General features: G+C 73.9%; 25 protein-coding genes. 12 read left to right on the top strand and 13 right to left on the bottom strand.

Annotated features, from left to right (window positions below; all coding sequences use genetic code 11):
* The first annotated feature begins 10 nt into the window (after nucleotides 1–10).
* A complete protein-coding gene (locus PP1_RS00320; RefSeq protein WP_010243025.1) occupies nucleotides 11–1,174 on the top strand; it encodes an acyl-CoA dehydrogenase family protein in 1,164 nt (387 codons plus the stop codon).
* Nucleotides 1,175–1,197: 23 nt separating this feature from the next.
* Nucleotides 1,198–2,220: an LLM class F420-dependent oxidoreductase gene (locus tag PP1_RS00315; protein ID WP_029240087.1), complete on the top strand. Its 1,023-nt coding sequence runs from the start codon at nucleotides 1,198–1,200 to the stop codon at nucleotides 2,218–2,220.
* A gap of 558 nt (nucleotides 2,221–2,778) precedes the next feature.
* On the opposite strand, the gene PP1_RS00310 is transcribed toward PP1_RS00315, so the two are convergent.
* Together PP1_RS00310 and PP1_RS00305 are read right to left on the bottom strand one after the other, a co-directional pair.
* Complete coding sequence (locus PP1_RS00310; RefSeq protein WP_010231387.1) at nucleotides 2,779–4,278, bottom strand: class I adenylate-forming enzyme family protein; 1,500 nt, start codon at nucleotides 4,276–4,278, stop codon at nucleotides 2,779–2,781.
* A 207-nt stretch (nucleotides 4,279–4,485) separates the two neighbouring features.
* On the bottom strand, nucleotides 4,486–5,109 hold the full coding sequence (locus tag PP1_RS00305) for a TetR/AcrR family transcriptional regulator (protein ID WP_249265998.1): 624 nt from the start codon (nucleotides 5,107–5,109) through the stop codon (nucleotides 4,486–4,488).
* A gap of 179 nt (nucleotides 5,110–5,288) precedes the next feature.
* Here PP1_RS00305 and PP1_RS00300 point away from each other — a divergent pair, with 179 nt between their 5' ends.
* Together PP1_RS00300 and PP1_RS00295 are read left to right on the top strand one after the other, a co-directional pair.
* A complete protein-coding gene (locus tag PP1_RS00300) occupies nucleotides 5,289–5,618 on the top strand; it encodes a DUF1330 domain-containing protein (RefSeq protein WP_010231383.1) in 330 nt (109 codons plus the stop codon).
* 127 nt (nucleotides 5,619–5,745) lie between these two features.
* Nucleotides 5,746–6,288 (top strand): ester cyclase, encoded by a 543-nt coding sequence (locus tag PP1_RS00295; RefSeq protein WP_010231381.1) that lies wholly within the window; start codon nucleotides 5,746–5,748, stop codon nucleotides 6,286–6,288.
* Nucleotides 6,289–6,310: 22 nt separating this feature from the next.
* Here the strand turns inward: PP1_RS00295 and PP1_RS00290 are convergent, their stop codons facing one another.
* Complete coding sequence (locus PP1_RS00290) at nucleotides 6,311–7,702, bottom strand: FAD-binding oxidoreductase (RefSeq protein WP_010231378.1); 1,392 nt, start codon at nucleotides 7,700–7,702, stop codon at nucleotides 6,311–6,313.
* Nucleotides 7,703–7,899: 197 nt separating this feature from the next.
* Nucleotides 7,900–8,472 (bottom strand): Rv1733c family protein, encoded by a 573-nt coding sequence (locus PP1_RS00285; RefSeq protein WP_010231377.1) that lies wholly within the window; start codon nucleotides 8,470–8,472, stop codon nucleotides 7,900–7,902.
* 247 nt (nucleotides 8,473–8,719) lie between these two features.
* Here PP1_RS00285 and PP1_RS00280 point away from each other — a divergent pair, with 247 nt between their 5' ends.
* Together PP1_RS00280 and PP1_RS00275 are read left to right on the top strand one after the other, a co-directional pair.
* Nucleotides 8,720–9,478, top strand: coding sequence for an STAS/SEC14 domain-containing protein (locus PP1_RS00280; RefSeq protein WP_010231375.1), 759 nt, complete (start codon nucleotides 8,720–8,722; stop codon nucleotides 9,476–9,478).
* 16 nt (nucleotides 9,479–9,494) lie between these two features.
* On the top strand, nucleotides 9,495–10,505 hold the full coding sequence (locus tag PP1_RS00275) for an Acg family FMN-binding oxidoreductase (protein WP_083697354.1): 1,011 nt from the start codon (nucleotides 9,495–9,497) through the stop codon (nucleotides 10,503–10,505).
* Nucleotides 10,506–10,517: 12 nt separating this feature from the next.
* Here the strand turns inward: PP1_RS00275 and PP1_RS00270 are convergent, their stop codons facing one another.
* Entirely contained in the window at nucleotides 10,518–11,021 is a 504-nt protein-coding gene (locus PP1_RS00270) for a universal stress protein (RefSeq protein WP_010231373.1), read from the bottom strand.
* Between the two features lie 189 nt (nucleotides 11,022–11,210).
* Between PP1_RS00270 and PP1_RS00265 the strand changes: the two genes are divergently transcribed.
* Nucleotides 11,211–11,720: a flavodoxin family protein gene (locus PP1_RS00265; protein ID WP_075314329.1), complete on the top strand. Its 510-nt coding sequence runs from the start codon at nucleotides 11,211–11,213 to the stop codon at nucleotides 11,718–11,720.
* 27 nt (nucleotides 11,721–11,747) lie between these two features.
* Here PP1_RS00265 and PP1_RS00260 read toward each other — a convergent pair whose 3' ends face one another.
* From PP1_RS00260 to PP1_RS00245, 4 genes are all read right to left on the bottom strand, one after another.
* On the bottom strand, nucleotides 11,748–12,746 hold the full coding sequence (locus tag PP1_RS00260; protein ID WP_075314331.1) for a DUF4389 domain-containing protein: 999 nt from the start codon (nucleotides 12,744–12,746) through the stop codon (nucleotides 11,748–11,750).
* Between the two features lie 102 nt (nucleotides 12,747–12,848).
* Entirely contained in the window at nucleotides 12,849–13,847 is a 999-nt protein-coding gene (locus tag PP1_RS00255) for an LLM class flavin-dependent oxidoreductase (protein WP_010226128.1), read from the bottom strand.
* A 50-nt stretch (nucleotides 13,848–13,897) separates the two neighbouring features.
* The gene (locus PP1_RS00250) at nucleotides 13,898–15,448 is read right to left on the bottom strand and encodes an acyl-CoA synthetase (protein WP_010226129.1); all 1,551 of its coding nucleotides are present in this window, start codon (nucleotides 15,446–15,448) and stop codon (nucleotides 13,898–13,900) included.
* A complete protein-coding gene (locus PP1_RS00245; protein WP_010226132.1) occupies nucleotides 15,448–16,242 on the bottom strand; it encodes an SDR family NAD(P)-dependent oxidoreductase in 795 nt (264 codons plus the stop codon). Before PP1_RS00245 ends, PP1_RS00250 begins: the two co-directional genes overlap by 1 nt.
* A 158-nt stretch (nucleotides 16,243–16,400) precedes the next feature.
* Between PP1_RS00245 and PP1_RS00240 the strand changes: the two genes are divergently transcribed.
* From PP1_RS00240 to PP1_RS00225, 4 genes are all read left to right on the top strand, one after another.
* Nucleotides 16,401–17,024 (top strand): TetR/AcrR family transcriptional regulator, encoded by a 624-nt coding sequence (locus tag PP1_RS00240; protein WP_010226135.1) that lies wholly within the window; start codon nucleotides 16,401–16,403, stop codon nucleotides 17,022–17,024.
* Nucleotides 17,025–17,056: 32 nt separating this feature from the next.
* Nucleotides 17,057–17,464 carry a nuclear transport factor 2 family protein gene (locus PP1_RS00235; RefSeq protein WP_010226137.1) on the top strand — a complete coding sequence of 136 codons (408 nt, stop codon included), beginning with the start codon at nucleotides 17,057–17,059 and terminating at the stop codon, nucleotides 17,462–17,464.
* Between the two features lie 48 nt (nucleotides 17,465–17,512).
* The gene (locus PP1_RS00230; protein WP_010226139.1) at nucleotides 17,513–19,435 is read left to right on the top strand and encodes a S9 family peptidase; all 1,923 of its coding nucleotides are present in this window, start codon (nucleotides 17,513–17,515) and stop codon (nucleotides 19,433–19,435) included.
* 368 nt (nucleotides 19,436–19,803) lie between these two features.
* The gene (locus PP1_RS00225; RefSeq protein ID WP_010226141.1) at nucleotides 19,804–21,870 is read left to right on the top strand and encodes a DEAD/DEAH box helicase; all 2,067 of its coding nucleotides are present in this window, start codon (nucleotides 19,804–19,806) and stop codon (nucleotides 21,868–21,870) included.
* Between the two features lie 9 nt (nucleotides 21,871–21,879).
* Here PP1_RS00225 and PP1_RS00220 read toward each other — a convergent pair whose 3' ends face one another.
* Together PP1_RS00220 and PP1_RS00215 are read right to left on the bottom strand one after the other, a co-directional pair.
* Nucleotides 21,880–22,569: a response regulator gene (locus PP1_RS00220; protein ID WP_010226142.1), complete on the bottom strand. Its 690-nt coding sequence runs from the start codon at nucleotides 22,567–22,569 to the stop codon at nucleotides 21,880–21,882.
* Nucleotides 22,557–23,729, bottom strand: a complete 1,173-nt coding sequence (locus PP1_RS00215) for a sensor histidine kinase (RefSeq protein ID WP_010226143.1) — start codon at nucleotides 23,727–23,729, stop codon at nucleotides 22,557–22,559. The genes PP1_RS00220 and PP1_RS00215 overlap by 13 nt, the downstream gene beginning before the upstream one ends.
* Nucleotides 23,730–23,858: 129 nt before the next feature.
* Here PP1_RS00215 and PP1_RS00210 point away from each other — a divergent pair, with 129 nt between their 5' ends.
* Complete coding sequence (locus PP1_RS00210; protein ID WP_083697154.1) at nucleotides 23,859–24,566, top strand: CPBP family glutamic-type intramembrane protease; 708 nt, start codon at nucleotides 23,859–23,861, stop codon at nucleotides 24,564–24,566.
* A gap of 13 nt (nucleotides 24,567–24,579) precedes the next feature.
* Here the strand turns inward: PP1_RS00210 and PP1_RS00205 are convergent, their stop codons facing one another.
* Together PP1_RS00205 and PP1_RS00200 are read right to left on the bottom strand one after the other, a co-directional pair.
* Nucleotides 24,580–25,416: an SAM-dependent methyltransferase gene (locus PP1_RS00205; protein ID WP_249265999.1), complete on the bottom strand. Its 837-nt coding sequence runs from the start codon at nucleotides 25,414–25,416 to the stop codon at nucleotides 24,580–24,582.
* A gap of 41 nt (nucleotides 25,417–25,457) precedes the next feature.
* A complete protein-coding gene (locus PP1_RS00200) occupies nucleotides 25,458–26,582 on the bottom strand; it encodes an NADH:flavin oxidoreductase (RefSeq protein ID WP_010233243.1) in 1,125 nt (374 codons plus the stop codon).
* Nucleotides 26,583–26,626: the final 44 nt, after the last annotated feature.

Below are 26,626 nucleotides of genomic sequence, written 5' to 3'. Positions count from 1 at the left end.
ATCGGCGGACATGGACTTCTCCCTCCCCGACGACCACCGCGACATCCGGGCCGCCGTCGCCGACCTCGCCGGCCGGTTCGACGGCGACTACTGGACCCGGCACGACCGGGAGCACCTGTTCCCCACCGAGTTCTACCGGGCCTTCGCCGAGGGCGGCTGGCTCGGCATCGGGATCCCCACCGAGTACGGCGGTGGTGGCCTCGGTGTCGCCGCCGCCGGGCTGCTGCTGGAGACGATCGCCGCGTCCGGGGCGGCGATGAACGGGTGCACCCCGCTGCACCTGAGCGTGTTCGGCATCAACGTCGTCACCCGGCACGGCAGCGAGGAGCTCCGCCGGGAGGTCCTCCCCCGGGTCGCGACCGGGGAGCTGCAGGTCTGCTTCGGCGTCACCGAGCCCGATGCCGGCACCGACACCTCGCGGATCCGCACCGTCGCCGTCCGCGACGGCGACGGCTACCGGATCAGCGGCCGCAAGGTGTGGATCTCCAAGGCGGCCGAGAGCGACCGGATCCTGCTCGCCACACGGACCGCCGAGCGCGACCCCGCCGCGCCGATGGAGGGCCTCTCGATCTTCCTGGTCGACATGGACGACCCCGGCATCGCGACCCGGGCGATCCCCAAGATGGGGCGCAACGCCGTCGCGTCCTACGAGGTCACCCTCGACGACGTCCGCGTCCCCGCCGGCCGGCTGGTCGGCGCCGAGAACGAGGGCTTCCGGGTCCTGCTCGACGGGCTCAACCCGGAGCGCATCCTGCTCGCCCACGAGGCGCTCGGCATCGGGCGGGCCTCGGTCGACGCCGCCGTCCGCTACGCCGGCGAGCGGGAGGTCTTCGGCAGGCCGATCGGGCAGAACCAGGGCATCGCGTTCCCGCTCGCCGAGGCGAACGCCCGCCTCGACGCGGCAGAGCTCGTCTGCCGGCAGGCGGCCTGGCTCTACGACCGGGGCGAGCGCTGCGCCCGCGAGGCCAACACCGCGAAGTTCCTCGCGGCCGACGCCGGGTACCGGGCCGCCGACCAGGCGCTCCAGACCTTCGGCGGGATGGGGTACGCCGACGAGTACCACGTGAACCGCTATTTCCGCGAGGCCCGGCTCATGCGCATCGCGCCGGTCAGCCAGGAGCTCGCGCTCGCCTTCATCGCCCAGAACGTCCTCGGGCTGCCCAAGTCCTACTGACCAGGAGACCACCACCCATGAGCCTGCCCGTCGGCGTGAACGCCGGACACTTCTCCACCGGGATCCCGGACGGTTTCGCCGACCGGGTGCGCGAGATCGAGGACCTCGGGTTCGACGGCATCTGGTTCGCCGAGGCGAACGGCTCGGACGTCTTCACCCCGCTCGCGTTCTGCGCCGCGCTGACCGGCCGGATCCGGCTCGGCACCGCCGTCGCCCAGATCCCCGCGCGCACCCCCGCCGCCACGGCGACGACGGCCGCCACGCTCGACCACCTGTCCGGCGGGCGGGTGGTGCTCGGGCTCGGCGCCTCCGGCCCGCAGGTGTCCGAGGGCTGGCACGGGGTCGCCTACCCGCGCCCGCTCGCGCGCACCCGCGAGTACGTCGACGTCGTCCGGCAGGTGCTCGCACGCGAACGACCGCTCACCTACCGCGGCGAGTTCCACGAGCTGCCCCTCGACGGCGGCACCGGGCTCGGCAAGCCGCTGCGGTCGTCGTTGCACGTGCGGCGCCCCGACCTGCCGATCCAGCTCGGGGCGGAGGGGCCCCGCAACATCGCGCTCGCCGCCGAGATCGCCGACGGATGGCACGCGATGTTCTTCTCCCCCGCGTTCGACGGCTTCTACCGCGAGGCGCTCGACGCCGGGTTCGCCCGCCGCGGCGGCCGGCCCGACCGGTTCGAGGTCGTCGCGACCCTGCCGGTGGTCGTCGACGACGACGTCGACCGCGCCGCCGACCGGGTCCGCCCCGACCTGGCCCTCTACATGGGCGGGATGGGGGCGCGGGGCGCGAACTTCCACCACGACGTCTTCGCCCGCATGGGCCACGCCGAGCTCGCCGCCCGCGTGCAGGACCTCTACCTGCGCGGGGAGAAGGCGGCCGCCGCCGCGGCGATCCCGACCGCGCTCGTCGAGCAGGTCGCCCTCGTCGGCCCGGCCGCGAAGATCCGCGACGACCTCGGCCGCTGGGAGGACACGGTCGTCGACTCCATCGCGGTGCAGGGCCTGCCCGAGGACCTGGCCGCGGTGTCCCGAGCCCTGATCCCCTGACCCGCGCCCGCGCCCGCGCCCACTCCCTCGCCCGCGCCCGCACCCGCACCGCACTGCGCCGCACTGCGCCGCACTGCGCCGCGCGCAGGGCTCTCACGACCCGCGCCGCGCACTCGCGCCGGACCGCTCCCGCACAGGTTGGGGGCGACCCGCACAGGTTGGGGGCCGCCCGCACAGGGTCAGGCTCGTGCGGCTGCCTCACAAGGCATGCGGCTACGCCACAAGATGCGCGGCTGCACCACGGGGTGTGCGGCTGCACCCAGCGCCCCGCGCCGCCCGCCGTGCCGCGCCCGGCGCCGCCGCGCCCGCCGCGCCGTGGCCGCACAGGTTGATGGCGATCCGCACAGGTTCGAAGGCGTGCGGCTGCACCACAAGGCGGCTGCTGCCTCACAAGGAGTGCGGCTGCCTCACGGGATGCGCCGCTGCCTCGGTAGGTGCGCGGCTGCCTCACGAAGCGCGCTGCTGACTCACGAAGAGGGCGGCTGCCTCAGGAGGTGTGCGGCTGTCTCACGGGGTGGGGCCGCGTCGCGAGGTGTGTGGCTGCGGTGTCGGGACCGCTCAGGGGAACATCCTGCGCAGGTCCGGGCGGTTCAGCTTGCCGCTGCCGGTCCGCGGCAGCGCCTCCACGACCTCGATCCGGCGGGGCTTGGGCATCCCCCGCAGGTTCGGGTTCGTCGCGCACCAGTCCGCGACGGCCTCGGCGGTCACCCCGTCCCGGTTCGGTACGACGACCGCGGTCACCTGCTCGACCCACCGATCGTGCGCCGTACCGATCACGGCGACCTCGGCGAGGTCGGGGTGCGCGGCGAGGTGTTCCTCGACCATCTGAGGGAAGACGTTCTCCCCGCCGGAGACGATCATGTCGTCGATCCGGTCGACGTAGTAGAGGTAGCCGTCGGCGTCGGTCGACACGAGGTCACCGGTCCGGAACCAGCCGTCCGACCACCTCTCGGGTGCGTCGATGTTCCAGTACCCGGGGGTGACGGCGTCGCCGCGCACCCACAGCTCGCCGACGCCGTCGTCGCCGGGGTGCAGGTCGGGACCGCCGTCGACGGGCACGAGACGGGTGTCGACGATCTGCTCCAGCGGGCGGCCCATCGAGTCCGGCCGGCGGGTGTCACCGGCCCGGTAGGAGACGACGAGCCCGTTCTGCTCGGTCTGCCCGTAGATCTCGACGCCGACGATGCCGGTGCCCGCCTCCAGGCGTGCGATCGCCGCCGACGGCGTCCGCGAGCCACCGAACATGCAGATCCGGAACGAGTCGAGCACGACCGGGGCCTTCACCGTCCGGTTGCCGACGTCGATCATCATCGTGGAGATGAGGCCGCCGTAGGTGGGCCGCAGCCGCTGCGCCAGCTCGATCCAGCGGACGACGTCCCACCGCGGCATGAAGGTGATCTGACCGCCGCGGACGAGGATCGGCAGGCTCGCCAGCTGCAGGCCCCCGACGTGGAAGAGCGGCATGCAGTTGAGGACGTGGTCGTCCGCGGTCAGCTCGTAGAAGTCGATCGCACCGTCGACCTCGGCGGCGATGTTGCGGTGGGTCTGCCGCACGCCCTTGGGTTTCCCGGTGGAGCCGGAGGTGTACATCAGGCAGGCGTCGTCGCGGTCCAGCCGCGGTACGACGGTGCCCATCGGCTCGTGCGCGGCGACGGCGGCGGCGAACCCGCCGTCCGGGCCGGTGGTGAGGAGCTCGGGGCCGCCGCCGTCGAGCAGGGCGCCGACGCGGTCCCGGTCGTCGGCGGTCAGGACGAGGACCGTCACCCCGGAGTCCTCGATCGCGTACCGCAGCGGGTCGTCCGGGAACATGTGGTTCAGCGGGACGCCGACCGCCCCGGCCTGCCAGGTGCCGAGCAACCCGACCAGGTACTCCAGGCAGTTCGGCAGGAAGAAGCCGACGCGGTCGCCGGGCCGTACGCCGGACGCCCGCAGGTGCGCCGCGAAGCGGGCGCCCTGCTCGGCGAACCCCGCGTAGTCGATCTCGACGTCGTCCAGGCGCAGTGCGACGGCGTCCGGCCGGTCCGCCGCGGAGCGGCGCAGCAGGGTGGCGATGTTCAACTCGGCTCGTTCCTTCCGACCTGACCGCATGTGTGGCCGGCGGCGCACGGTGCCCCGCCCCGGGCCCGGGTCGTGGACGGATCGGCCGGCCACACCCTCGGGACCGTGTGCATCAAGTCACAGGCGCGCCGCGGTTGTCAATAGCCATTCACTAAGACGGACGCGTGTGTCCGTCCGAGCGGCGTGCCGGCCCCGGTCGCGAACCCCTCAGCGGCCGGCGGACGCCGTCGCCGGCCGGGTGCCGGTGCCCGACCCGTCCGGCGACTCCAGCCGCAGGATCGCGTGGGCCGCGTCGCGCAGGAGGCCGCGGAGGGCGGCCTCGGGCAGCAGGACCTGGTGGAACAGCACGGACTGGATCGCGCCGATCGCGGTGTGCGCGAGCGTGCGGACCACGTTCTCGTCGCGGTCCGGGGCGAGCTCGCCGAGCAGGTGCACCCACTCCTCGATGTAGAGGCGCTGCTTGCGGCGCAGCCGGACCTGGTCGTCGGCCGGGAGGTTCTGGATCTCGTTGTGGTACACCTGCGCCAGGACCCGCTTGCCCACCACGAAGTCGACCTGGCCCGCGATGAGGTCCTCGAGCGCGTGCTCCAGGTCGGTCGCGCCCTCCACACTGCGGCGGCCGTCCTCGAGCAGGTCGTCGATGATCCGCTCGAAGAGCGCCACCAGTATCGCGGACTTGCTGTCGAAGTGGCGGTAGATCGCGGAACCGGTGATGCCCGCGCGCTCGCCGATGTCCGCCATGGAGACGGCGTGGAAACCGTTGTGGGCGAGCAGCTCGGCGGCAGCACGAAGGATCTTCTGCTTGCGCGCGGGATCGCGGGTGCGCTGCACCACGGCTACCTCACACCTGAGCGGGTCACGGGCGGATGTTATCAGTCGTTCACCGATCGGGCCGCCGCGACGCGTGCCGGAGCCGTAACGGACCGGGGCCGGGCACCGAGTTCCGGCGACCCTGGTGGGGCCCCCGGCCGGTGCCGGGCCTCCCGCCGTCGGCAGGCCCGGAGGCGCCCATGTCCACCGAACCACCCGGCGGCGACGGCCCGTACTACGTCATCGTCGACGTCGACATCCACGACGTGTCCCGCTACGCCACGTACATGGAGCGGGTGCGGCCCGCGCTGGAGGACGCCGGCGGTCGCTACCTCGTCCGGGGCGGCGCCCAGACCCGCTACGAGGGCGAGTGGGCCCCGGCTCGGCTGGTGCTGCTGGAGTTCCCCTCGAAGACGGCGTGGGAGTCGTTCTACTACGGCGACGCGTACGAGGGCATCAGGACGATCCGCGACGAGACGAGCACGGCCCACATGGTCGGTGTGGAGGGGATGACGCCGACGGACCGGTGACCTGGACGGGCCGGCGCGGACGGCCCCGTGCCGTGACCTGTCCCGCAGGGTCGCCAATTCTGGGGTTGGCCGGGGAGCTGTCCCGGCCCGACGCTCGGACACCCGTCCCGGACACGCGGAGGCACCCGTGACCGACACCGACCCCGCAGGCACCGCCCTCGACCGGAAGGAACTGGCCGCGCGCGCCATCCGGATCATGGCCGACGGCACGCCCGCCGACTTCGAGGCCGTCGTGCACCCGGAGGCGCTCAACCGCGAGGCCGACCGCGAGCCGGCGGCGGCGCGGGGGCGCGGCCCGGCCGCCTTCCACGCGACCGCGCAGTGGCTGCGCGCGGCCTACGGCGAGCTGGCCTGGGAGATCCACGACGTCGTGGCGGACGGGGATCTCGTCGTCCTGCACACCACCATGTCCGGCCGGCAGACCGGCACCTTCGTCGTGTTCGACGACGACGCCCGGCCCCTGCACGCCTTCCCACCGACCGGGCGGCGGTTCGCCGCCACCCAGACCCACTGGCTCCGCTTCGCCGACGGCATGGTCGTCGAGCACTGGGCCAACCGGGACGACCTGGGCCAGGCCGCGCAGCTCGGCTGGAACCCGCCGTCACCGTGGTACGTGCTGCGGACGGTCCTGGCGTCCCGCCGCGCGCGCCGGGACGCCGCCCCGTCGTGACGACGCCCCGTCGTGACGACGCTCAGACCGGCTTGATGTTGACGTTGCGGTGGAAGACGTTGCCCGGGTCGTACTCGGCCTTGATCCGGGCGAGCCGGTCGAGCTTCTCCCGCCCGTAGGCGGCCAGGACGCGCTCGTCGTCCACCTCGGTCATCGAGTTGACGTACCCGCCGACGCTGCGCCCGAGTGGGCGCAGGTCCTCCCAGATCCCGCGGGCCCACGCCCGGTCGCTCGCGAGCTGCACCGCGTCCGTGCAGATGGGGAAGATGAACAGCTCGTACCGCGGGACCCGCCTCCCGCCGAAGGCGGTGTCGTCCTCGCCGGTCTCCAGGTAGGCCTCGTCGAGCCGGTAGACGATCAGGGTCGTGAGCGGCGAGACCTTCTGCGGGAGGCGTTCGGTCAGGACCTCGATGACCGGCTCGGTGAAGTCGTCGATCTCGATGCTCTTCTCGTAGCAGTGGAAGCCCCAGGCGGTCGCCTCGTCGAGCAGCTGCTGCAGGTCGGTATAGGGCATGGGCGTCACGAAGTCGAACAGCGGTGGGAGCCCGGCCCGGACCCGGTCCACGACCTGCGCGTGCGCGGCGGGGTCGCCGAACCCGCTCAGCAGGAGGACGTAGCCGGGCCGGTGGTGCTGCTCCTCGGGGACGAACGGCGCGGGCGGCGCGTTCGTGAACGCGATGAACGCGTTGAGCGAGCGCGGCAGCGCCCCGACGACGTCGCGCATCAGCCGCAGCGCCTCGGCGCCCCGCTCGACCTCCCAGAAGAAGAACCCGAACTCGACCATCGGACCGGCCTCGTGGAGGCGGAACTCGAACTCCGTGACGACACCGACGTTGCCGCCCCCGCCCCGGACGGCCCAGAACAGGTCCGGGTTCTCGTCGGCGGAGGCCCGCAGCACCCGCCCGTCGGCGACGACGACCTCGGCGGACTCGAGGTTGTCGATCGTCAGGCCCGCCTGACGGCTCAGCCAGCCCATCCCGCCGCCCAGCGTCAGGCCGGCGACGCCCGTGTGGCTGATCGCCCCGAGCGGGACCGCGAGCCCGTACGCCTGGGTGGCGGCGTCGACGTCGGCGAGCAGGGCGCCCGCCCGCACCCGGGCGCGCCGGGCCTCCGGGTCGACCACGACACCGCGCATCCGGCTGAGGTCGATCATGAGGCCGTCGTCGCCGGTGCACCGGCCCGCGACGTTGTGCGCCCCGGAGCGGATCGAGATCTCCAGCCCCACCGCCTGCGCGTACCCGACGGCGGCGACGACGTCCCCCGTCGACACGCACTGCGCGATCACCGCGGGCCTGCGGTCGATGTCGGCGTTCCAGACCCGCCGGACGTCGTCGTAGTCCCCGTCCTCGGCGGTGACGACGCGACCGTCCAGCGCGGTGCGGAGTGCCTCGTGGGCGTCGGCTGTCCGGGTCATGGTTCCTCCACGGACCCGCCGTCCGGCGCTCGGCAGGCCGGAGCGGGCCCCGGCCATGGTCCAGCGCCCCGCTCCGGCGCCCATCGATCGGACTGGTGAAATCCCGTCAGGCCCGGTGATCACGGATCGGGAGGCGAGGCGGTCACGGATGTCCGCGTGGCTTCCCGATCCGTGATCACGTCGGATCAGGGTCAGGGTCAGGTGCGGGAGCGGCCGGTCCAGTGCGGTTCCACGCGGGCCCAGTCCTGGGCCCAGGCGCGGGCGTAGCACCGCGCCGTCCACCGGAACAGGAGTGCGGCGAGCAGCCACAACGCGCCTCCGGCGAGGACCGCCGCGATCGTGCCGACGGCGAGGGTGGCGACCCAGATGTCGGCCGCGGCGGGCGGCGGCGGCACCAGCCGGTCGTCGGCGGTGGTCCACACCTCGACCGCGGACCCGGCGGGGCCGGTCACCGGGACGACGGTGTGTCCGGTGTGGATCTCCCCGTCGTGGCCGGTCCAGCGCACGGTCGCCGGGTGGTGGAGGGCCGGGGCCTCGCGCCCGACGGTGACGGTGCCGGTGACCAGCACCGCGGCCGTCGGGCTGCGGTCGGCGGCCTCGGCCCGCGCCCGCCCGACGGCGTCGGTGTGGACCGTGGACGCGAGCGTCAGGCACAGCACCGCGGCGAGGGCGGCCAGGACGCCGAGGAACACCGACAGACCGTCCTCGATGCGCTCGGTGCGCCGCCGGAGCCGGGACGGCGCGTCGGTACCGCCGGTGTTGTGGCCCATGACCGGCCTCCGATCGACCCCGCCGATCGTGGGCACCGGCGCCGCGGCCGGACAGGGCCGGACGCACGGATGCAAGGGGCCGGGGGTCCCGTCCGCACCGGGCCGGACGGCACGGGGACGACCGGACCAGCGAGGACGGGTGACCTGGGTCCCGGGCACGACGGGTCGTTCGCGCCTGTCGCGGAGCGCGCACCGGGTGGGATCGTCGGGCGCCGTCAGGGCACGCAACGTGGGAGGGGACCATCCGATGATCACCAGGATCGACGGTCTGCCGGAGGGCGTCGACGGCGTCCGTGCGTCGGGCACCATCTCCCGCGCCGACTACGAGGCCGCGGTCGTCCCGCTGCTGGACTCCGCAGCGGCCGCGGGCCGCCGGCTGCGCGTGCTGGTGGTCCTCGACGACGCGTTCGACGGCATCACGCCCGACGCGATGTGGGAGGACGTCACACTGGGCCTGCGTGCACTCCCGCTGTTCGACGGGTGCGCCGTCGTCAGCGACCGGGAGGCGGTCCGCGTCGCCTGCCGGGTCGCGGCCGTGCTGACGCCGTACTCGCTGGCCGTGTTCCCGGAGTCGCAGCAGGACCGTGCGGTCGCCTGGCTCGAGGGGCTCCCGGCCGCCGGGTTCTCGGTGGAGCTGCGGCCCGACGACGGTGTCGCCGTCGTCCGGGTGGACCGGGCGTTGCGGGCCGCCGACTTCGACCGGCTCCGGCAGGAGATCGACTCCTGGTACGCCGCGCACGGCGAACTGGCCGGGCTGGTGCTCGTCGCGTCGTCGTTCCCGGGGTGGGAGAACCTGAGCGGCCTGGTCCGGCACGCCGAGTTCGTGATGCAGGAACACCGCCGGGTGCGGCGGGTCGCGCTCGCCCTCGACGGGATCCTGCCCACCCTCGCCCCGGCCGTCGCCGGGACCGTGCTGCACCCCGGCGTCCGGCACTTCCGGCACGCCGACGTCGAGGCCGCGATCGCCTGGGCGGGCGCGGACCGCCCGGCCGCGGTCGACCACTGAGGTGACCGGCCGGGAGGTGGACGACGTGCCGCTGGGCACCCACGTGACCGGGCTGCGGCTGGACCGGCAGGAGATCCTCGCCGTGCTGGGCGCGGCGACCCGCGCGCCGTCGGTGCACAACACGCAGCCGTGGCGGTTCCGGCTGCGCTCCGGGACGATCGACGTGCTCCGCGACCCCGAGCGGTGGTTGCGGGTCGCCGATCCCGACGGCCGCGAGCAGCGGCTCGCGTGCGGTGCGGCGGTGCGCACGCTGCGGCTCGCGTTGATCGGGCTCGGGCACCGGCCGTTCGTGACCCTCCACCCGGACCGGACCGATCCGTGGCTGATGGCCACCGTGCGCCGCGGGAGCGGACGCCCGGCCACCGTGTCCGAGCAGGCGATGCTCGACGCGATCGGCGTCCGGCGGACCCAGCGCACCGACTTCGGCCCGGGCGGGGTCACGCCCGAGGCCCGGCTCGCACTGCGGCGGGCCGCGATCGACGCGGGGGTCTGGCTCGATCTCGTCGCCGACCCCGAGGTCGCCGACCGGCTCGGGGCGATGGCCCGGCGGGCCTACCGGACCCGGATGGACGATCCCGCGTTCCGGGCGGAGGTGGCCCGCTGGACGTCGTGGGCCGACGACCGGCACGACGGGGTGGCAGCCGATCTCGGCGGTCCGGCGGTGTCCCCGTCGGCGGTGTGGCTGCCCGGTGGCGCGCGGCCGGCCGACGGGCAGGGCCTGTCACCGTCGTCGCCGCTGCTCGGGTTCGTCAGCACCCACGCCGACGGGCCCGCCGAGGAGGTCCGCGCCGGTGAGGGCCTGCAGTCCGTGCTGCTCGCCGCGGCCGCGCACGGCCTGTCCGCGGCGTTCCTGTCCGAGCTGATCGACGTCGAGCCGGTCCGCACCGACGTGCACCGCCTGCTGGGGCGGCCCCGCCGGATCCAGGCGGCGATCCGGCTGGGTGTGGCCACCGCGAGCCCGCCCACGCCCCGGCGGCCGGTCGAGGACGTCCTCACCGAGGACTCGGAGCCACTGCCCCCCGTGTGACCGGGCCCGGCCTCACACCTCGGCGGCCGGGCCCGCAGCGGTGACGTCGGCGTCGGCCGGGGTCTCCGCCCGGGCGGGGACGATCACGACCGGGCACCGCGCCCGCCGGGAGCACGCGGCGCTCACCGAGCCGAGCAGCATCCGGCTGACCGGCCCGTGCCCGTGGCTGCCGAGTACCAGCATCGCCGCTCCGGCGGACGCGGCCACGAGCCCGTCGACGACGGGTTCCTCCCGCAGCTCGCCCTCCACCCGGATCCCGGCACGCGGGAGCACCGCCGCGAGGTCGGCCTCCAGCGCGAGCTGCTCCTCGTGGCGGACGGTCGACCGCATCTCGACGACCGGGGCGGGCGGGGCGAACAGCGCCGTCGGGTCCCAGACCCGCACCGCGCGCACCCACCTCCTGCTCCGTGCAGCCTCGGCGAGCGCCCAGGTCAGGGCGGTGCGGGAGGTCGGTGACCCGTCGACGCCGACGACGATCTCGTCGGGGCGCGGGCCGGTCCGTCCGGTGGCGTCCATGGTGTCTCCTCGGTGGGTCGGTGCAGGGGGTGTCCGCAGGCTGCGCTCTCCGGCCGTGTCCTGTGACCGGCACTCCCACCCGCCCCGGTGGGGACCATCGCCCCGCGGGCGACAGGGCCTTCGCGACTGGGAACGGCGACGGGCGGGGGCGACCGTCGGGGCCCGTCCCGACTCCGGGAGGAGCATCCCGTGCGCGCGCAGATCGTGGTCGAGTCCCTGTTCGGCAACACCCGGACCGTCGCCGACGCGGTGGCCGACGGCCTGCGCGGGCGGGGCTGCGACGTCGTCGTCGACCCGCCCTCCCCCGGTACCCCGCTGCGCCCGGGCGACCTGCTGGTCGTGCTCGGCCCCACGCACGCGCTCGGGATGAGCCGGCCCTCCACCCGCGCCGACGCCGTGCGGCAGGGCGCGGGCGGGTCCGGCGCCGACGGCATCCGCGAGTGGATCGACCGGTTGCCGCCCGCGTCCCCGGGCGACGCCCGGTTCGCCTGCGCCGACACGCGGGTCTCGCCGTGGATCCCCGGGTCCGCCGCACGGTCGGCGCACCGCGCGCTCCGCCACCGCAGGTACCGGCCGGCGGCACCGCCGGAGTCGTTCGTGGTCACCGGCAACGGCCCGCTGCGTCCCGGCGAGCCGGACCGGGCCCGGGCGTGGGCGCGCACCCTCGTCCCCGCCCCGACGACGACCGGCCCGCCCTGACGGCGGGCCGGGCCACGCCCCCGGGGGTCACCGGCCGTCGCCGTCGGGCAGCGGGCGCGCGCCGACGACGATCAGTGCCACGCCCACGAGCAGCACCACGGACCCGGCGACGACCGCCGCCACCACGGCGGCGAGGCCGGTGGCCCCGGTGCCGCCGCCGATGCCGAGCCCGGCGCCCAGCAGCACCAGCCACGCCCCGATCCCGAGCAGGACCGACCGGCCCGTCGGGGGAGGCTGGACCACGGCCGCCGGCGCGACGGTCGTCGTCCCGGGCCGGGTGCGCAGGGCCGTCGAGCCCGCGGCAGCCTCGGTCGCCGCGGGTGCGGCGGCGCGGGCCGTGGTGTCCGGACCGGGCAGCGGGCCCGCGGGATCCGTCCCGCCCTGGTCCATCCGCATCGGGGGGTAGGCGTCGGTCATCAGCCCGGCGTAGGCGACCACCCGCAGCACCCACCGGTCGATGCCGGTGACCAGGCCGAACAGTCCTGCCGGGTAGCCCCCGGTGAACAGCAGCAGCACCGCGACGAACAGCACGAGCAGGGACAGGAGCCCACCCCCTGCCCGGGCCAGGCCGGTCCCGCCTGCGCCCACCAGGAACGCCAGCACCGCGTAGTGCGGCAGCGCGAGCAGCCACCACTTGACCAGCACCAGCCCGCGGGACAGGGAGCCGGGGTAGGCGACGTCGAGCCGGGCCGGGTCGTCCGGGGAGTCATCGAGGGCGAACCGCGGGTAGCGGTCCGTGCCGAGGCCGCCGTAGCCGTACCAGGCCACCCGCCACCACCACCGGATCACGCCGAGGTTGAACCCGAACAGCACGCGCGGGTAGCGGCCGGTCACCAGGATCGCGAGGAACGCCGCGATCGTCAGCACCCACACCGCCGCCCCGAGCACCGCGAGCACCACGATGTGCGGGACCAGCAGCAGCCATTTCACCAGCCAGAGCCACCGCGACAGGACGGGATCGAGCCGGGCCTGCAGGCGCACCGGTGACCCCGGGTCCGAGGTGGCCGGATCCGTCGAGTTCGTCATGCACAGACGGTTCGCCCGTCCGCGGAACCGGGGCCAGTGACGACCGTCCCGTTCCGGGGGCCGGAGGTCACGGGCGCGGCGGGCCGGTCGGCCCTGCCGCCGTCAGGTGCTCGTGGCCTCGACCTCGGGCATGATCTCCTCCTTGATCCGCTTGAGGTCGTCGAGCGTCTTCGCGACCGGCACGTCCGCGAACGGCGGCCAGAACATCGGCATCGTCATCCCGGCCTCCTTGTAGGCCTTGAGCCGGTCCGTGATCTGCCGTGCGGACCCGACGAGGAGGTTGGTGAGCTTACCGCCGGGAGACTGGTCGACGTCGGTGTCGGTGATGACGGTCCACAGCATGCTGCTGATCTCGAGGTCGTCGACCGTGCGCTCGCTGCCGATCTCGCCGAGCTCGCGAGCGATCTCGGTCCGCCAGCGGGTGATGTCCTCCGGGGAGTCCTGGATCCCGATCCAGCCCGCGAGGCCGTACCTGCTGATCCGCGTGGCCGCGCGCCGCGGGTCCTTCAGGCCGCTGAAGAAGATCGGCGGGCCGGGCTTCTGCAGCGGCTTCGCCCCGAACCCGCAACGGTCGAAGTCGGCGAACTCGCCGTGGTACTCGAAGACGTCGTCGCCCCAGACGCCCTGCGTGATCTCGATCGTCTCGCGCACGTGCTTGTTGCGCTTCGGGAAGATGTGCGACGCGCTGGAGGCCGCGAACTCCTCGGGCATCCACCCGGCACCGACGCCGACGTTCAGCCGTCCGCCCGACAGGTGGTCGATGGTGGCCATCTCGGCCGCCAGGACACCCGGGGACCGGAACGGGGTGTCGATGATGCTCATCCCGATCCGCACCGTCGACGTCTTCGCCGCGAGCCACGGGATGAGCGGCATGCCCTGCAGCCACTCGCCGCGCGAGGACACCGGGAGCCCCTTGGGCATCTCGGGGATCATGCCGAACGAGTACTGCAGCTCCCCGCGGTCCGACGCCTCCGGAACGACGATGCGGTCGAGCGTCCAGACGGAGTCGAAGTCCAGGTCCTCGGCGAGGGCGGTCAGGTCCTCCAGCTCCGTGACCGTCACCTTGTCGCGGAAGTTGGGGAGATAGAGAGCGAGCTTCATGCAGACGGCCTCCTCGCCGTTCGGGGATGATGTTCCGGGGTGGTGCGGGATCAGGTCGCGACGTCCAGGAACGTCTTCCTGATGTCGGCCTTGAGCACCTTGCCGATCTTCGATCGGGGCAGGTCCTCCCAGACCTCGATCTGTTTCGGCGTCTTCACGCTGCCGATGCGGGTCTTCACGAACGACGTCAGCTCCGCCGGATCCAGCGTGCTGCCGGGACGGATCTGGAGGACGGCGGTGAGCCGCTCGCCCCACTTGTCGTCGGGAAGGCCGATGACGGCGCAGTCGGCGACGGCGGGATGGGCCATCAGCACCTGCTCCACCTCGGAGGAGTAGACGTTGAACCCGCCGGTGATGACCATGTCCTTCGCCCGGTCGACGATGAACAGGAAGCCGTCGTCGTCGAGGTAGCCGATGTCGCCGGTGTGGTGCCAGCCGTGCGCCGAGACCTCCGCGGTGGCCTTCTCGTTCCGGAGGTAGCCGCGCATGACGAGCGAACCGCGGACGACGATCTCGCCCCGTTCGCCCCGGGCGAGCAGCCGGCCGTCGTCGGCCATGATCCCGACGGTGACCAGCGGGGACGGCCGTCCCGCCGAGGACAGCCGCTCACGGGCGACCGTCCCGTCCGGCCCGAAGTGGTCGTCCGGCGCCATCGTGGAGATCATCATCGGGGCCTCGGTCTGGCCGAAGAGCTGCGCCATCACCGGGCCGATCCGGGAGAGGGCCTCCTCCAGCCGGGTCACCGACATCGGCGCGGCGCCGTACCAGAAGCACTGCAGCGACGAGAGGTCCCGTCCGTCGAGCGACGGGTGGTCGAGGACCATGTAGATCAGCGTCGGCGGCAGGAACGTGTGCGTCACCCGGTGCCGCTCGACGTGGTCGAGGAAGCCACCCACGTCCGGGGCGCGCATGACGACGATCGAGCCGCCCCGGCACAGCACCGGGAAGCACAGCACGCCCGCGGCGTGGGTGAGCGGGGCCAGCGCCAGGTAGGTGGGCCGCCCACCGTCCGGCGGCCACGGGTAGCTCATGAGCGTGATCGCCGTCATCGTCTCGATGGTCGTCCCGGTGAGCACCACCCCCTTGGGACGGCCGGTGGTGCCGCCCGTGCCGACGACCATCGCGACGTCGTCCGGGCACTGCCGGTCGACCGGCCCGGCGTCGGCCCCCGCGGCCAGGAACTCCGCCCAGCCGGTGGCCCACTCCGGATCGGCGTCGAGGCAGACGAGGGTCCGCAGCCGCGGCAGGTCACCGCGGATCGCGTCCACGAGCGGCGCGAACGACGACTGGAAGATCAGGACCGAGCACTCGAAGAGCTCGAGGAGCTCGCGGTTCTCGCCCGCCTCGTTGCGCGGGTTGATCGGGCACCACACGGCACCGGCGCGGCTGATCCCGAACACGCAGGTGAACGACGTCGGGTCGTTCGCCGAGAGGATCGCGACCGTGTCCCCCGGCTCGACACCGTGCCCGACGAGTGCGGCGGCGACCCGGTCACCCAGCTCCCGCACGTCCCCGTAGGTCGCGACCTCGCCGTCACAGACCAGGCAGGGTGCACCCGGGTCCAGGGACGCCCCCTTGTCGAGATGGTCGACGAGGCGCATCACATGCCCATGCCGCCGTCGACGGGCAGGCCGGCGCCGTTGACGAAGCGGGACGCGTCCGACGCCAGGAACGCGACGGCGTCGGCGATGTCGGTGACCTCGCCGAGCCGGCCCGACGGCGTGAGCTCGACGACGGCGCCCACGGCGGCCTCCGGGCTCTCGAACAGCCCGAGCCCCGCGGTCTCGACGGCGAGCTTCTGGCCCATGGCCGTCGGCACGAGCCCCGGGAAGACGCAGTTGACCCGGACGCCGTAGCCGAGCTTGCCCGACTCCATGGCCGCGACCCGGGTGAGCCGGTCGATCCCGGACTTGGTGGCCGAGTACCCGCCGATCGCGGGGAAGGCGATGGTCGCGGCGACCGAGGCGATGTTGACCACCGAGCCGCCCTGCCCGGCCGCACCGCCCGGACGCATGGCGCGGAACGCGTGCTTGATCCCCAGCATCGTGCCGAGCATGTTGACCTCGAGCATGGCCCGCACGTCGCCCGGGTCGGTGTCGACCAGGAGCTGGGTGACCTCGAGACCGGCGTTGTTGACGACCACGTCCAGCCCGCCGAACCGGTCCACGGTGGAGGCGACCGCGGCGGACCACGATCCGTCGTCGGTGACGTCCAGGTGCACGGAGCCATGGCGCTCGCCGAGCGACTCGGCGAGCTTGGTCGCGAGATCGTCCTGGATGTCGGCGACGACGACCGTGGCCCCGGAGTCGGCCAGTGCGCGGGCCATCCCCTCACCGAGGCCCTGCGCGCCCCCGGTCACGAGCACGGTGCGTCCGGTCAGGTCGATCTGAGTCACTGGCACTCCTTCATCGGCGGTGATGGGAGCCACACCCTGGTGGAAACTCTGACCGACTGTCAAGATATCGCTGACCAGTCGTCCAGATTTTCGTGACCATCCGTCACGAGGATCGGTTAGGGTGGCGATCCGGACGACCGGGGACGAGGGGCGGTGGCATGGCGCGGGCCAATCCGATCGACAAGCACGACGCACGCCGCAGGGCGCTCGCGGACTCGGCGCTGCGCACGCTCGGCGAGCTGGGTTTCGCCCGGTCGTCGCTGCGGGAGATCGCGAACAACTCCCCCTTCAGCCACGGCGTCGTGCACTACTATTTCGGCGACAAGCTGGACCTGATCGTGTACTGCGTCCGGCAGTACAAAGCCGTCTGCGTGACCCGCTACGACGGCGCGGTCGCCGGCTCGACCACCGCCGACGGCCTGGTCGCCGCGTTCGCCGACACGCTGCGCCAGACGATCGTCGACGAGGCACCCATGCACCGCCTCTGGTACGACCTGCGCTCCCAGAGCATGTTCGAGGAGGGCCTGCGGGAGGCCGTCCAGCAGATCGACCGGACGCTCGAGGACATGGTCTGGCGGGTCGTGACCCGCTACGCCGAGCTGGCCGGCTCCGGCACCGCGCTCACCCCGCACACCGCGTACGGGATGTTCGACGGCGTGTTCCAGCAGGCCGTGCTGGGCTACCTCGCCGGGCACGAGCAGGAGGCGCTCGACGTGCTCCGGGCCGAGGTGCACGACCTCATGCCGCTCACCCTCCGCGCACCCCGGGCCGACGCGGCCTGAGGGGGCGCGCCGCCGGTGGGAGCATCCCCGGCGTGGACGACACCACGACGCTGCTCGACCTCACCCACGCCTGGCACCGCGCGATCGCCCGGAACGACGCGGACGCCATCGCGGCGTTCATGGCGCCGGACTGGGTGCTCGTCGACCACGACGGCGTGGGTACCCGCGAGAACTTCCTGTCCCTCGTCGCCACCGGCCGGCTGCGCCACAGCCTCATGAAGCCGGTTCCGCGCAGCGAACGCGTCCGGGTGCACGGAGACCTCGGGTACGTGACGGCCCGGGTCCTCAACACCGCGCACGTCGAGGGCCGGGAGCACCACGCCGACGAGTGGACCACCGACGTCTTCGTCCGGCGTGCCGGCCGGTGGGAGTGCGTGCTGTCGCAGGTCACCGCCGCACGCCCGGACGACGACGGGGAGCGGGACTTGAGTGTGCCGTAGCGGCACGGTGTCCGATGGATCCCGACACCGACACCCGGGGAGCACACCATGACCGTGACCGGACGCCCGACCGGGCAGCAGCCGGCACTGATCGACATCGAGTCCTTCTTCGCCGACCCGGAGTTCGGCAGCCCGTCGCTCTCCCCCGACGGCACCCGGATCGCCTACCTCGCGCCGGCGCACGGACGCCGCAACGTCTGGGTCCGCGGCATCGACGAGACCCACGACGACGCCGTCTGCGTCACCCACGACACCCGCCGCGGGATCACCACCCACCTGTGGACCGACGACCCCCGCTGGCTGCTGTACCTCCAGGACACCGACGGGAACGAGGACTGGCACCTGCACCGCGTCGACCTCGACGCCCCCGACGAGCCGGCCGTCGACCTGACCCCGATGGATCCCGGGTCGCGGGTGTTCGCCGCCGACCCGGAGACCACGGTGCCCGGCACCGTCATCGCGTGGATGAACCCGCGCCCGCTCTACGTCGACGTGTTCCGGATCGACGTCGCGACCGGCGAGCGGACCCCGCTGGTGGAGCGGACCGATCCGGCCGAGACCTTCCTCGTCGACCGGACCGGCCGGGCGTCGTGGTTCGTGTCGCAGGACGCCGACGGCACCTACGAGCTCGCCGCCGCCGACCCGGAGACCGGCAGCAGGCACGTCGTCCACCGGGCCGGCGGGCCGGAGCACCCGATGGGCCTCTTCGCGGTCCCGACGCCGGACGGCAGCGCCGTCCTGGTCGGCGACTACCAGGACTCCGACGACCTCCGGCTGCTCCGGGTCGACCGCACGACCGGCGAGCAGACCGTGCTCGCCGCCGTCGAGGGGCACAGCCTCGACACCCTGAGCGCGGCGTCGGACGCCCTGCCGCCGACGGTGTTCGTCAGCCGTCGCACCGGCGAGGTCGTCGCCGCCCGGTTCACCGGGGACCGGCCCCGGATCGTGCCGGTCGACCCCCACTTCGCCGAGATCCAGGCCGCGCTGGAGACGCTGTCCGACGGCGTGCTCGGCTGGGTCCACTCCGACCTGGACGAGCAGCGCTGGCTGGTCACCTTCCTGCACGACCGGGAGCCGCAGACCACCTGGTTCTACGACCACACCACCGGCGACGCCCGGCGGCTCGACGGCGGCGCCCCCGCTCTCGACCCGGCCGGGCTGGCGCCGATGGCAGCGGTCCGGTTCCCGGCCCGCGACGGCCTCCCGCTCCACGCGTTCCTCACCCTGCCCGTCGGCGTCGCACCGGAGGGCCTGCCGCTGGTGCTCCTGGTCCACGGCGGACCGTGGATGCACGACACCTGGGGCTACAACCGGACCGTCCAGCTCCTGGCCAACCGCGGCTACGCCGTGCTCCAGGTCAACTTCCGCGGCTCCACCGGATACGGGCGCCGGCACCTCACCGCAGCGGTCGGCGAGTTCGCCGGCGCCATGCACGACGACCTGATCGACGCCGCCGACTGGGCCGTCGCCCAGGGGTACGCGGACCCCGCCCGGATCGCGATCGCCGGCGGCTCCTACGGCGGCTACGCCGCACTCGTCGGCGTCACGGTGACCCCGGACCGGTTCGCCGCCGCCGTCGACTACGTCGGTATCTCCGACCTGGCCAACTTCCTGGCCACGCTGCCCCCGTTCGTCCGCGCGAACATGACCAACAACTGGATCCGCTACGTCGGCGACCCCGACGACCCCGACCAGCTGGCGGACATGCGGCGCCGGTCCCCCATCACCATGGTCGACCGGATCCGCACCCCGCTGCTCGTCGCGCAGGGAGCGAACGACGTGCGCGTCGTCCAGGCCGAGTCCGACAACATCGTGGCCCCGCTGCGCGAGCGCGGCGTCCCGGTCGAGTACCTCGTGGCCGGCGACGAGGGCCACGGCTTCGAGAACCCGGAGAACCAGGTCATGCTGCACCGGGCGATCGAACGGCACCTCGCCGAGCACCTCGGGGGCCGCCGGGCCGCGGCCGGCTGACCCCCGCGACCCGCCGCAGGGCCGTGCCGATCGCGCTCCGCGGCGGACCGGGATATCATCGGGTCACGGGACACCTGGCGCATCCGGCCGGAGGCACGACGACGCGCTCCGGCAGGCACGAAATCCACGGACGTGATCGCCCAGCAGGTCCCGGACACGTCTCGGGGCGCGCTCGGCATTCCCCGATGCTCGTGACCCGATCGCAGCACCCTGCGCGGTGGGGCCGGCTCGGCCGCCCTGCCGGCTCGGCGAAGGAGAAGTTGTTGGCTCGACGAGGCAGGCCCCAGACCAGGGCTCGCCAGGACACACCGAAGTCCCCGAAGTCCCGCAGGCGTGGGCGCGACCACGGCGGTGAGCGCAGCGACGTCATGACGGTGCTCGCCCGGTCCGTCCGCGAGGTCCAGGCCGCGCTGCGGAACAGCCGGGTGACGCCCGCGACCCGCACGAAGTTCCAGGCGGTGACCCTGCTGCTGCGTGACGGGCGCGCGCGGATCCTCGCCGACGGGCAGACCACCGAGGCGCGCCGGTCCGAGCAGCTCAAGCGGCTCGACGAGCTGGCGCGGACGCTGGCGTCGACCGCCGTCCGCGACGCGGGGCTCCTGGCCCTGCTCAGCGAGGACGCCGTCGTCTCCGACGAGGCACGGGCGCTCACCCGCGACGTGCTGCGCGAGGCAGGCGTCGAACCGGCCGACAGCACGGTCACCGAGGTCGTCCCGCCCCCGGAGCCCACGGTCACGGCGAGCAGGCCCGGGGTGGTGCCGCAGTCGGTCGTGTCGCGGCAGATGGCCAACCCCTTCCTCGCACCCGATCTGTCGGCCGCCCGGCCCAGCACGACCCGCCCCACCCCGCTCACCGGCTGGGAGCTGCTCGACCCGCTGCTGCGGTCGTTCGAGCGCGCCGGGACGGGTGCCTCGGCCTGCATGTCCCTCCCCGAGCCGGACGACCGGCCCGCGCGGAGCCGCGCGGACCTCATGCCCCACCAGGCCGGGCTGGTCGCGGCGGCCGCGGACGGGCACCGGACCTTCCTGCTCGCCGACGAGCCGGGGCTCGGCAAGACCGCCCAGGCGCTGCTGGCCGCGGAGGCCGCGGACGCCTACCCGTTGCTCGTCGTCGTCCCCAATGTCGTGAAGACGAACTGGGTGCGTGAGGCGGAGCGCTGGACGCCGCGGCACCCCGCCACCGTGATCTACGGCGACGGCGACTCGATCGACGGGTTCGCCGACGTCGTCGTCGTGAACTACGACGTGCTCGACCGGCACGTCGGGTGGCTCGGCGGCTTCGGGTTCCGCGGGATGGTCATCGACGAGGCGCACTTCATCAAGAACAAGACCTCCCAGCGTTCGCAGCACGTCCTGGAGCTGTCCGAGCGGATCCGGGCCTTCACCCCGCGCCCGCTGCTGATGGCCCTCACCGGCACCCCGCTGATCAACGACATCGAGGACTTCCTCGCCATCTGGCAGTTCCTGGGCTGGATCGACGGGAAGAAGCCGCTGCCCGACCTGATGAACGCCCTGACCGCGACCGGGCTGACGCCGGCCGACCCGCGCTTCTACGCCGCGGCCCGGCAGTGCGTCGTCGATCTCGGCATCGTCCGCAGGCGCAAGATCGACGTCGCCGCCGACATCCCGGCGCGGCGCATCGCCGACCTGCCCGTCGAGCTCGACGGCCCCGCCGGCCGGTCGATCCGCGCGGCCGAACGCGATCTCGCCCGGCGCATGGTCGAGCGCTACTCCGACGCCCTCGCGAACCGGCGGTCCGGCGCGGTCGTCGACGGCATCGACCACGACCTGGTGCGCCAGGTCGCGCGGTGGGAGCAGAAGGACGCGCTGTCGTCCCCGAGCGGTGACAACGTGTTCGGCACGATGCGCCGCATCGGCCGGGCCAAGGGCGGGCTCGCGGCCGACTACGCGGCCCAGCTCGCCCGCAGCGCCGGCAAGGTCGTCTTCTTCGCCAAGCACGTCGAGGTGATGGACACGGCCGAGGAGATGTTCGTCCGGCAGGGGATGCGGTTCGCCTCGATCCGCGGTGACCAGACGGCCGCCGCGCGCCAGCGCAACATCGACGCCTTCACGAACGACCCGGACGTCGCCGTCGCGGTCTGCTCGCTCACCGCGGCCGGGGTGGGGATCAACCTGCAGGTCGCGTCGGACATCGTGCTCGCGGAGCTGTCCTGGACCGCCGCCGAGCAGACCCAGGCCATCGACCGCTGCCACCGCATCGGCCAGACCGCGCCGGTCACCGCCTGGCGGGTCATCGCCGCGCAGACGATCGACGCGCGGATCGCCGAGCTGATCGACGGCAAGGCCGGGCTGGCCGACCAGGCCCTCGACGGCATCGAGGACGACAGTGACTCGTCGGGTGACATCCAGCTCGAGGCGATGGTGTCGCTGCTGACGACGGCGTTGTCGGAGGCCCCGGCGCACCACGGCACCTGACCGGGCGGTTCAGCCCGTCCGGTCGAGACCCGCGTCGTGGACGAGCAGCGCCACCTGGACCCGGTTGTTCAGGTCGAGCTTGGTCAGGATGGCCGAGACGTGGGTCTTGACCGTGGCGATGCTGACGTGGTGCAGGGCGGCGATCTCGGCGTTCGACCGTCCTGCGCCGAGCTCGACCGCGACCGCGCGTTCCCGCTCGGCGAGCACCGCCAGCCTGCGGCGCGCCACGTCGCGGGCCGAGTCCTCCCCTCCGCCGGCCACGCGGTCGATGAGCCGCCGGGTGACCTCGGGCGAGAGCACCGGGCGCCCCGCCGCCGCGTGCCGGATGGCGAGGACGAGCTCGTCGGGCGGGGTGTCCTTGAGCAGGAACCCGGCCGCTCCGGCCCGCAGCGCCCGCAGGACGTGCGCGTCGGCGTCGAACGTCGTGAGCACGACGACCTGCGGGGACCGGGGACGCCGGCGCAGCGTCTCGGTCGCGGTCAGCCCGTCGGTGCCGGGCATCCGGATGTCCATGAGCACCACGTCCGGTGCGTGCCGTTCGGCGAGCTCGATCGCCTCGGCGCCGTCACCGGCCTCGGCGACCACCCGGATGTCGGGGGCACCACGCAGCATCATCGTCAGTCCGAATCGGACGACCGGGTCGTCGTCCACGACCAGCACGTCGACGGTCGGGGCGGGCTCGGTGCTCACGCCGGCCACGGTAGCCGCATCCCGACCCGCCACCCACCCGACGCCGTCGGGCCGTAGTCCAGCCCTCCGCCGACGAGCGTCGCCCGCTCGGCCAGCCCGCGCAGACCCTCCCCCGACCCGGCCGGGGCGGCGGGGACGTCCGGCGGCGCCGGCGGTGTCCGGTTCTCGACCTCCGCGGACAGGTGGTCGCCGGGCTCGCCCTCGATCCGGACGACGACGGGGGCGCCGGGAGCGTGCTTGCGGGCGTTCGTCAGGCTCTCCTGCACGAACCGGTAGAGGGTCCGCCCCACCGTCTCGGGGACCTCCCGCCCGCCGGTCGTCACCGCGTGGGCGTCGCGCAGCTCGACCGGGGTCCCGGCCCGGTCCGTCTCGTCGATCAGCTCGGTGATGTCGGCGACGCCGGGCAGCGGGAGCTCTCCCACCGGTGCCCGGAGCACACCGATGACCTCGCGGAGGTCCTGCAGGGCGCGGTGGGCGTTCTCCCGGATCACCTCAGCGGCCCGTGCGGTCTCCTCCGCCGACGCCGTCCGGTGGAAGGCCAGCGCACCCGCGTGGACGCTGAGCAGCGACAACCGGTGGCCGAGGACGTCGTGCATCTCGCGGGCGAGCGTCTCCCGGGCCTCGTGCTGGGAGCGTTCGGCGCGCAGGCGCGCCTCGACCTCGGCGACCGAGGCCCGTTCCCGCAGGGACGCGACGAGCTCGCGGCGGCTGCGCACGAGCATGCCCCACGCGACGACGGCGGCGTGCCCGGTGACCAGCAGCACGACCATGACCCAGGCCGGGATCCCGGGCTCGGGCCGGAACCCGAAGAACACCCCGAACGCCGCCAGGCTCGCCACGGTGAGCGTCAGCGTGACCCGCGTCGAGCAGTGGACCGCCACGGTGAACAGCGCGACGAGTGCCGCCGTGCTCGCCGACTCGGAGAACGTGCAGACCGCGACGAGGGTCGCCGCGAGTGCGACCGGGTATCGGCGCCGCCACCACAGCCCGAGGCAGCAGAGCAGTCCGACGACGAGATCGAGGTGGACGAACCACTCCGGCAGCGGGCCGGGCATCCCGAGGCGCCGGTCGGCGGTCTGGAGCGTGACCACGACGGCGATCACGAACAGCGTGGCGTCGGTCCCGCGGGAGCGCCACGCCGCCCGTTCCTCGCCTGATACCCAGCCCATGGCGCCGAGCCTAGGGCCGCGGCCGGGGCCGCTCCTCCCCCTCGTGGCTCGTCCTCTCCGACTTCGGTCGGAGGATCGGCGCCCGTCGGCCGATCCGGGCGGCCGGCCGGCCTTCCTAGCGTCCGTCCCATGTCCACACGGACCCGACAGACCGGTGCGACGGCCGCGCCTCCACCGGCAACCACCACCGTCCGGCCCGGCTGGGGCGAGATCGTCGCCGGCCTGGTCCTCATGGGGATCGCGGTGTACCGGATCCCACCGATCCTCGGCGACCACGCCGCGGCGCTGGGGCCCTGGTACGGCATCGCGCTGCTCGCCCTGCCCGCCGTCGCCGCGCTGGGCGGGTTCACCACCTCGGCCCGGGCGCGCGTCCGGTCCTGGAGCGCCGTCGGTGTCCGCCGGGCCTCCGCGCGGGCCGTGCTCGCCGGCGCCGGCGCCGGGGTCGCCGCGCTGGCGCTGACCGTGGCGGTCACCGCGGTGCTCGGCGCCGCCGGGATCCCGCTCGGCGGGGCCCGGCCGGACACGACGGTCGTGGGCCTGCTGGTCCTCGGGCTCGTCACGCCCGTGGCGCAGGAGCTGCTGCTGCGCGGGGTCGTGACCTCGGCGCTGCTGCGGCACGGTGCGGTCGTCGGGGTGCTGGGCAGCGCGGTCGTGTCGGCCGCCGCAGCGGTGCTCGTCCTCGCGCTGCTGCCCACCGCGTCCGTCGGTGTGGTGTCCGCGGCCGTCGTCGGACTCGTCGCCGCGGAGCTCCTGCGGCGCACCGGGTCCGTCTGGCCGGGGGTCGCCGCGCACGTCGTCTGCACGACGCTCGCCCTGACCCTGGTGATGCTGTCGTGAGCGGCGCCGCCGGTCAGCGGTCCGGTGACGGCCCCGGCAGCCGGGCCAGCGCGCCGTAGCCGTTGGCGTCCCCGTCCTCGCGCGTGTCACCGGACCCGCCGGGTTCGGGGCGCCAGCGGGGGAGCAGCACCACGCCCGGATCGAGCACCGTGTACCCGGCGAGCATGCCGGTGACCTGCTCCCGGGTGCGCATGGTGACGGGTGTGGGCGTGGTGTCGAGCACCTCGTTGACGACGGTCTGCTGCTCGGCGGAGAAGCTCGTCGCCGCGAGATGGGAGACGGCCAGGTAGCTGCCCGGGGCGCAGGCCTCCCGGTACGCGGCGACCATCCCGGCGGGGTCGTCGGCATCGGGCAGGGCGTGCAGGATCGCGATGGCCAGCACGGCGACCGGACGCCCGAAGTCCAGCAGGTCCGCGACCCCGGGCGCCGCGAGCACCTGCTGCGGATCACGGACGTCGGCGTGGGTCATCGTCGCGCGGGGGTTGCCGGCCAGCAGCCGGCGGGCGGCCGTGACCGCGACCGGCTCGATGTCCACGTAGGCCACCCGCGCCCACGGGTTCGCCGCCTGGGCGATCTCGTGGACGTTCCCGACCGTCGGCACCCCCGATCCCAGATCGAGGAACTGGTCGATCCCGGCCGCGACCAGGCCGCGGACGACCCGGCCCAGGAACGCGCGGTTGGCCAGGGCGAACGTGCGGGCGTGCGGCGCCGCCCGCAGGGCCCGGTCCGCGGCCTCGCGGTCGATGGCGAAGTTGTGGGACCCACCGAGGTAGTAGTCGTACATCCGGGCCAGGTTCGGCACGTCCAGGTTCGGGACCGGCGCATCACCCTCGCTGCCCACTGTGTCCACGACGTGGACGGTACCGACCCCCGGGTGCCCGGGCAGCACGACTAGTGCAGGGTCTGCAGCGCGTCCTTGGTGAACGGGACGAGCTCGGACTCCCGGCCCTCCAGCACCTTCTGCGCCCACTCCGGGTCGGCCAGCAGGGCGCGCCCCACCGCCACGAGGTCGAACTCGTCGTCCTCCAGGCGGTCCAGCAGGCGCTCGACGCTCTCCACCCCGGCCCGGGCGGTGCCGCCGGCGAACATCTCCGGCGCGAAGACCTGGTCCAGGCCGACGGAACCGACCGTGATGGTCGGCCTGCCGGTGACCTTGCGGGCCCATCCGGCCACGTTCAGGTCCGAACCGGACTCCGGGAACTCCGGCTCCCAGTAGCGCCGCCCCGACGCGTGGAACGCGGTCACACCGGCGTCGGCGAGCGGCGTGAGCACGGTGGCCAGCTCGTCGGGGGTCCGCGCGAGCTTCGCGGCGTAGTCACCCGCCTTCCACTGGGAGAACCGGAAGACGATCGGGAAGTCCGGCGAGACGGCCCCGCGGACCGCCGCGACGATCTCGGCGGCGAACCGCGCCCGCTCGGCCGGGCCGCCGGCGTAGGAGTCGGTGCGCCGGTTGGTGCGCTCCCACAGGAACTCGTCGATCAGGTAGCCGTGGGCGCCGTGCAGCTCGACGCCGTCGAAGCCGACCCGCTCCGCCTGCCGTGCGGCCTCGGCGAACGCGCCGATGATCCGCTCGAGGCCTGCCGCCGTCAGCGCCTCACCGGCGCCCTCGGTCCCGTCCAGCCCGATGCCGGACGGGCCGACGGTCGGGGCCTCCGGGAACGGCTCGCTGCCGGGGGCGCGGGTGATGCCGACGTGCCAGAGCTGCGGCATGATCCGGCCGCCGGCCTCGTGCACGCCCGAGACGACCTCGCCCCAGCCGGCCAGCGCCGCCTCGCCGTGGAAGAACGGCACGGTCGGCACGTCGCCCGCGGACGGGTCGTCCACGTAGGTGCCCTCGGTGATGATCAGTCCGGTGCCCGCCGCGGCGCGGCGCCGGTAGTAGGCCGCGACGTCGTCACCGGGGACGCCGCCGGGCGAGAAGGCCCGGGTCATCGGGGCCATGACGATCCGGTTCGGCAGCTCGGCGGAGCCGAGGGTGAGCGGCCGGGCGAGGATCTGTGCTGCGCGCGTGGACATGTCGGTTCACTGCTCCTGGATGACGGGGCCGTCCACGGGCACGT

Source organism: Pseudonocardia sp. P1 (assembly GCF_000178675.2).
Lineage (GTDB): Bacteria > Actinomycetota > Actinomycetes > Mycobacteriales > Pseudonocardiaceae > Pseudonocardia.
This window is presented reverse-complemented; position numbering and strand designations above follow the sequence as displayed.

What these genes read in the sequence shown, in the direction of transcription:
- PP1_RS00285 (WP_010231377.1), bottom strand. Translation starts at nt 8,472, where the DNA reads ATGGGCCACAACACCGGCGGTACCGACGCGCCGTCCCGGCTCCGGCGG.
- PP1_RS00270 (WP_010231373.1), bottom strand. Translation starts at nt 11,021, where the DNA reads ATGGACGCCACCGGACGGACCGGCCCGCGCCCCGACGAGATCGTCGTC.
- PP1_RS00290 (WP_010231378.1), bottom strand. Translation starts at nt 7,702, where the DNA reads ATGACCCGGACAGCCGACGCCCACGAGGCACTCCGCACCGCGCTGGAC.
- PP1_RS00260 (WP_075314331.1), bottom strand. Translation starts at nt 12,746, where the DNA reads ATGACGAACTCGACGGATCCGGCCACCTCGGACCCGGGGTCACCGGTG.
- PP1_RS00255 (WP_010226128.1), bottom strand. Translation starts at nt 13,847, where the DNA reads ATGAAGCTCGCTCTCTATCTCCCCAACTTCCGCGACAAGGTGACGGTC.
- PP1_RS00210 (WP_083697154.1), top strand. Translation starts at nt 23,859, where the DNA reads ATGTCCACACGGACCCGACAGACCGGTGCGACGGCCGCGCCTCCACCG.
- PP1_RS00240 (WP_010226135.1), top strand. Translation starts at nt 16,401, where the DNA reads ATGGCGCGGGCCAATCCGATCGACAAGCACGACGCACGCCGCAGGGCG.
- PP1_RS00215 (WP_010226143.1), bottom strand. Translation starts at nt 23,729, where the DNA reads ATGGGCTGGGTATCAGGCGAGGAACGGGCGGCGTGGCGCTCCCGCGGG.
- PP1_RS00280 (WP_010231375.1), top strand. Translation starts at nt 8,720, where the DNA reads ATGATCACCAGGATCGACGGTCTGCCGGAGGGCGTCGACGGCGTCCGT.
- PP1_RS00200 (WP_010233243.1), bottom strand. Translation starts at nt 26,582, where the DNA reads ATGTCCACGCGCGCAGCACAGATCCTCGCCCGGCCGCTCACCCTCGGC.
- PP1_RS00230 (WP_010226139.1), top strand. Translation starts at nt 17,513, where the DNA reads ATGACCGTGACCGGACGCCCGACCGGGCAGCAGCCGGCACTGATCGAC.
- PP1_RS00300 (WP_010231383.1), top strand. Translation starts at nt 5,289, where the DNA reads ATGTCCACCGAACCACCCGGCGGCGACGGCCCGTACTACGTCATCGTC.
- PP1_RS00320 (WP_010243025.1), top strand. Translation starts at nt 11, where the DNA reads ATGGACTTCTCCCTCCCCGACGACCACCGCGACATCCGGGCCGCCGTC.
- PP1_RS00225 (WP_010226141.1), top strand. Translation starts at nt 19,804, where the DNA reads ATGACGGTGCTCGCCCGGTCCGTCCGCGAGGTCCAGGCCGCGCTGCGG.
- PP1_RS00250 (WP_010226129.1), bottom strand. Translation starts at nt 15,448, where the DNA reads ATGCGCCTCGTCGACCATCTCGACAAGGGGGCGTCCCTGGACCCGGGT.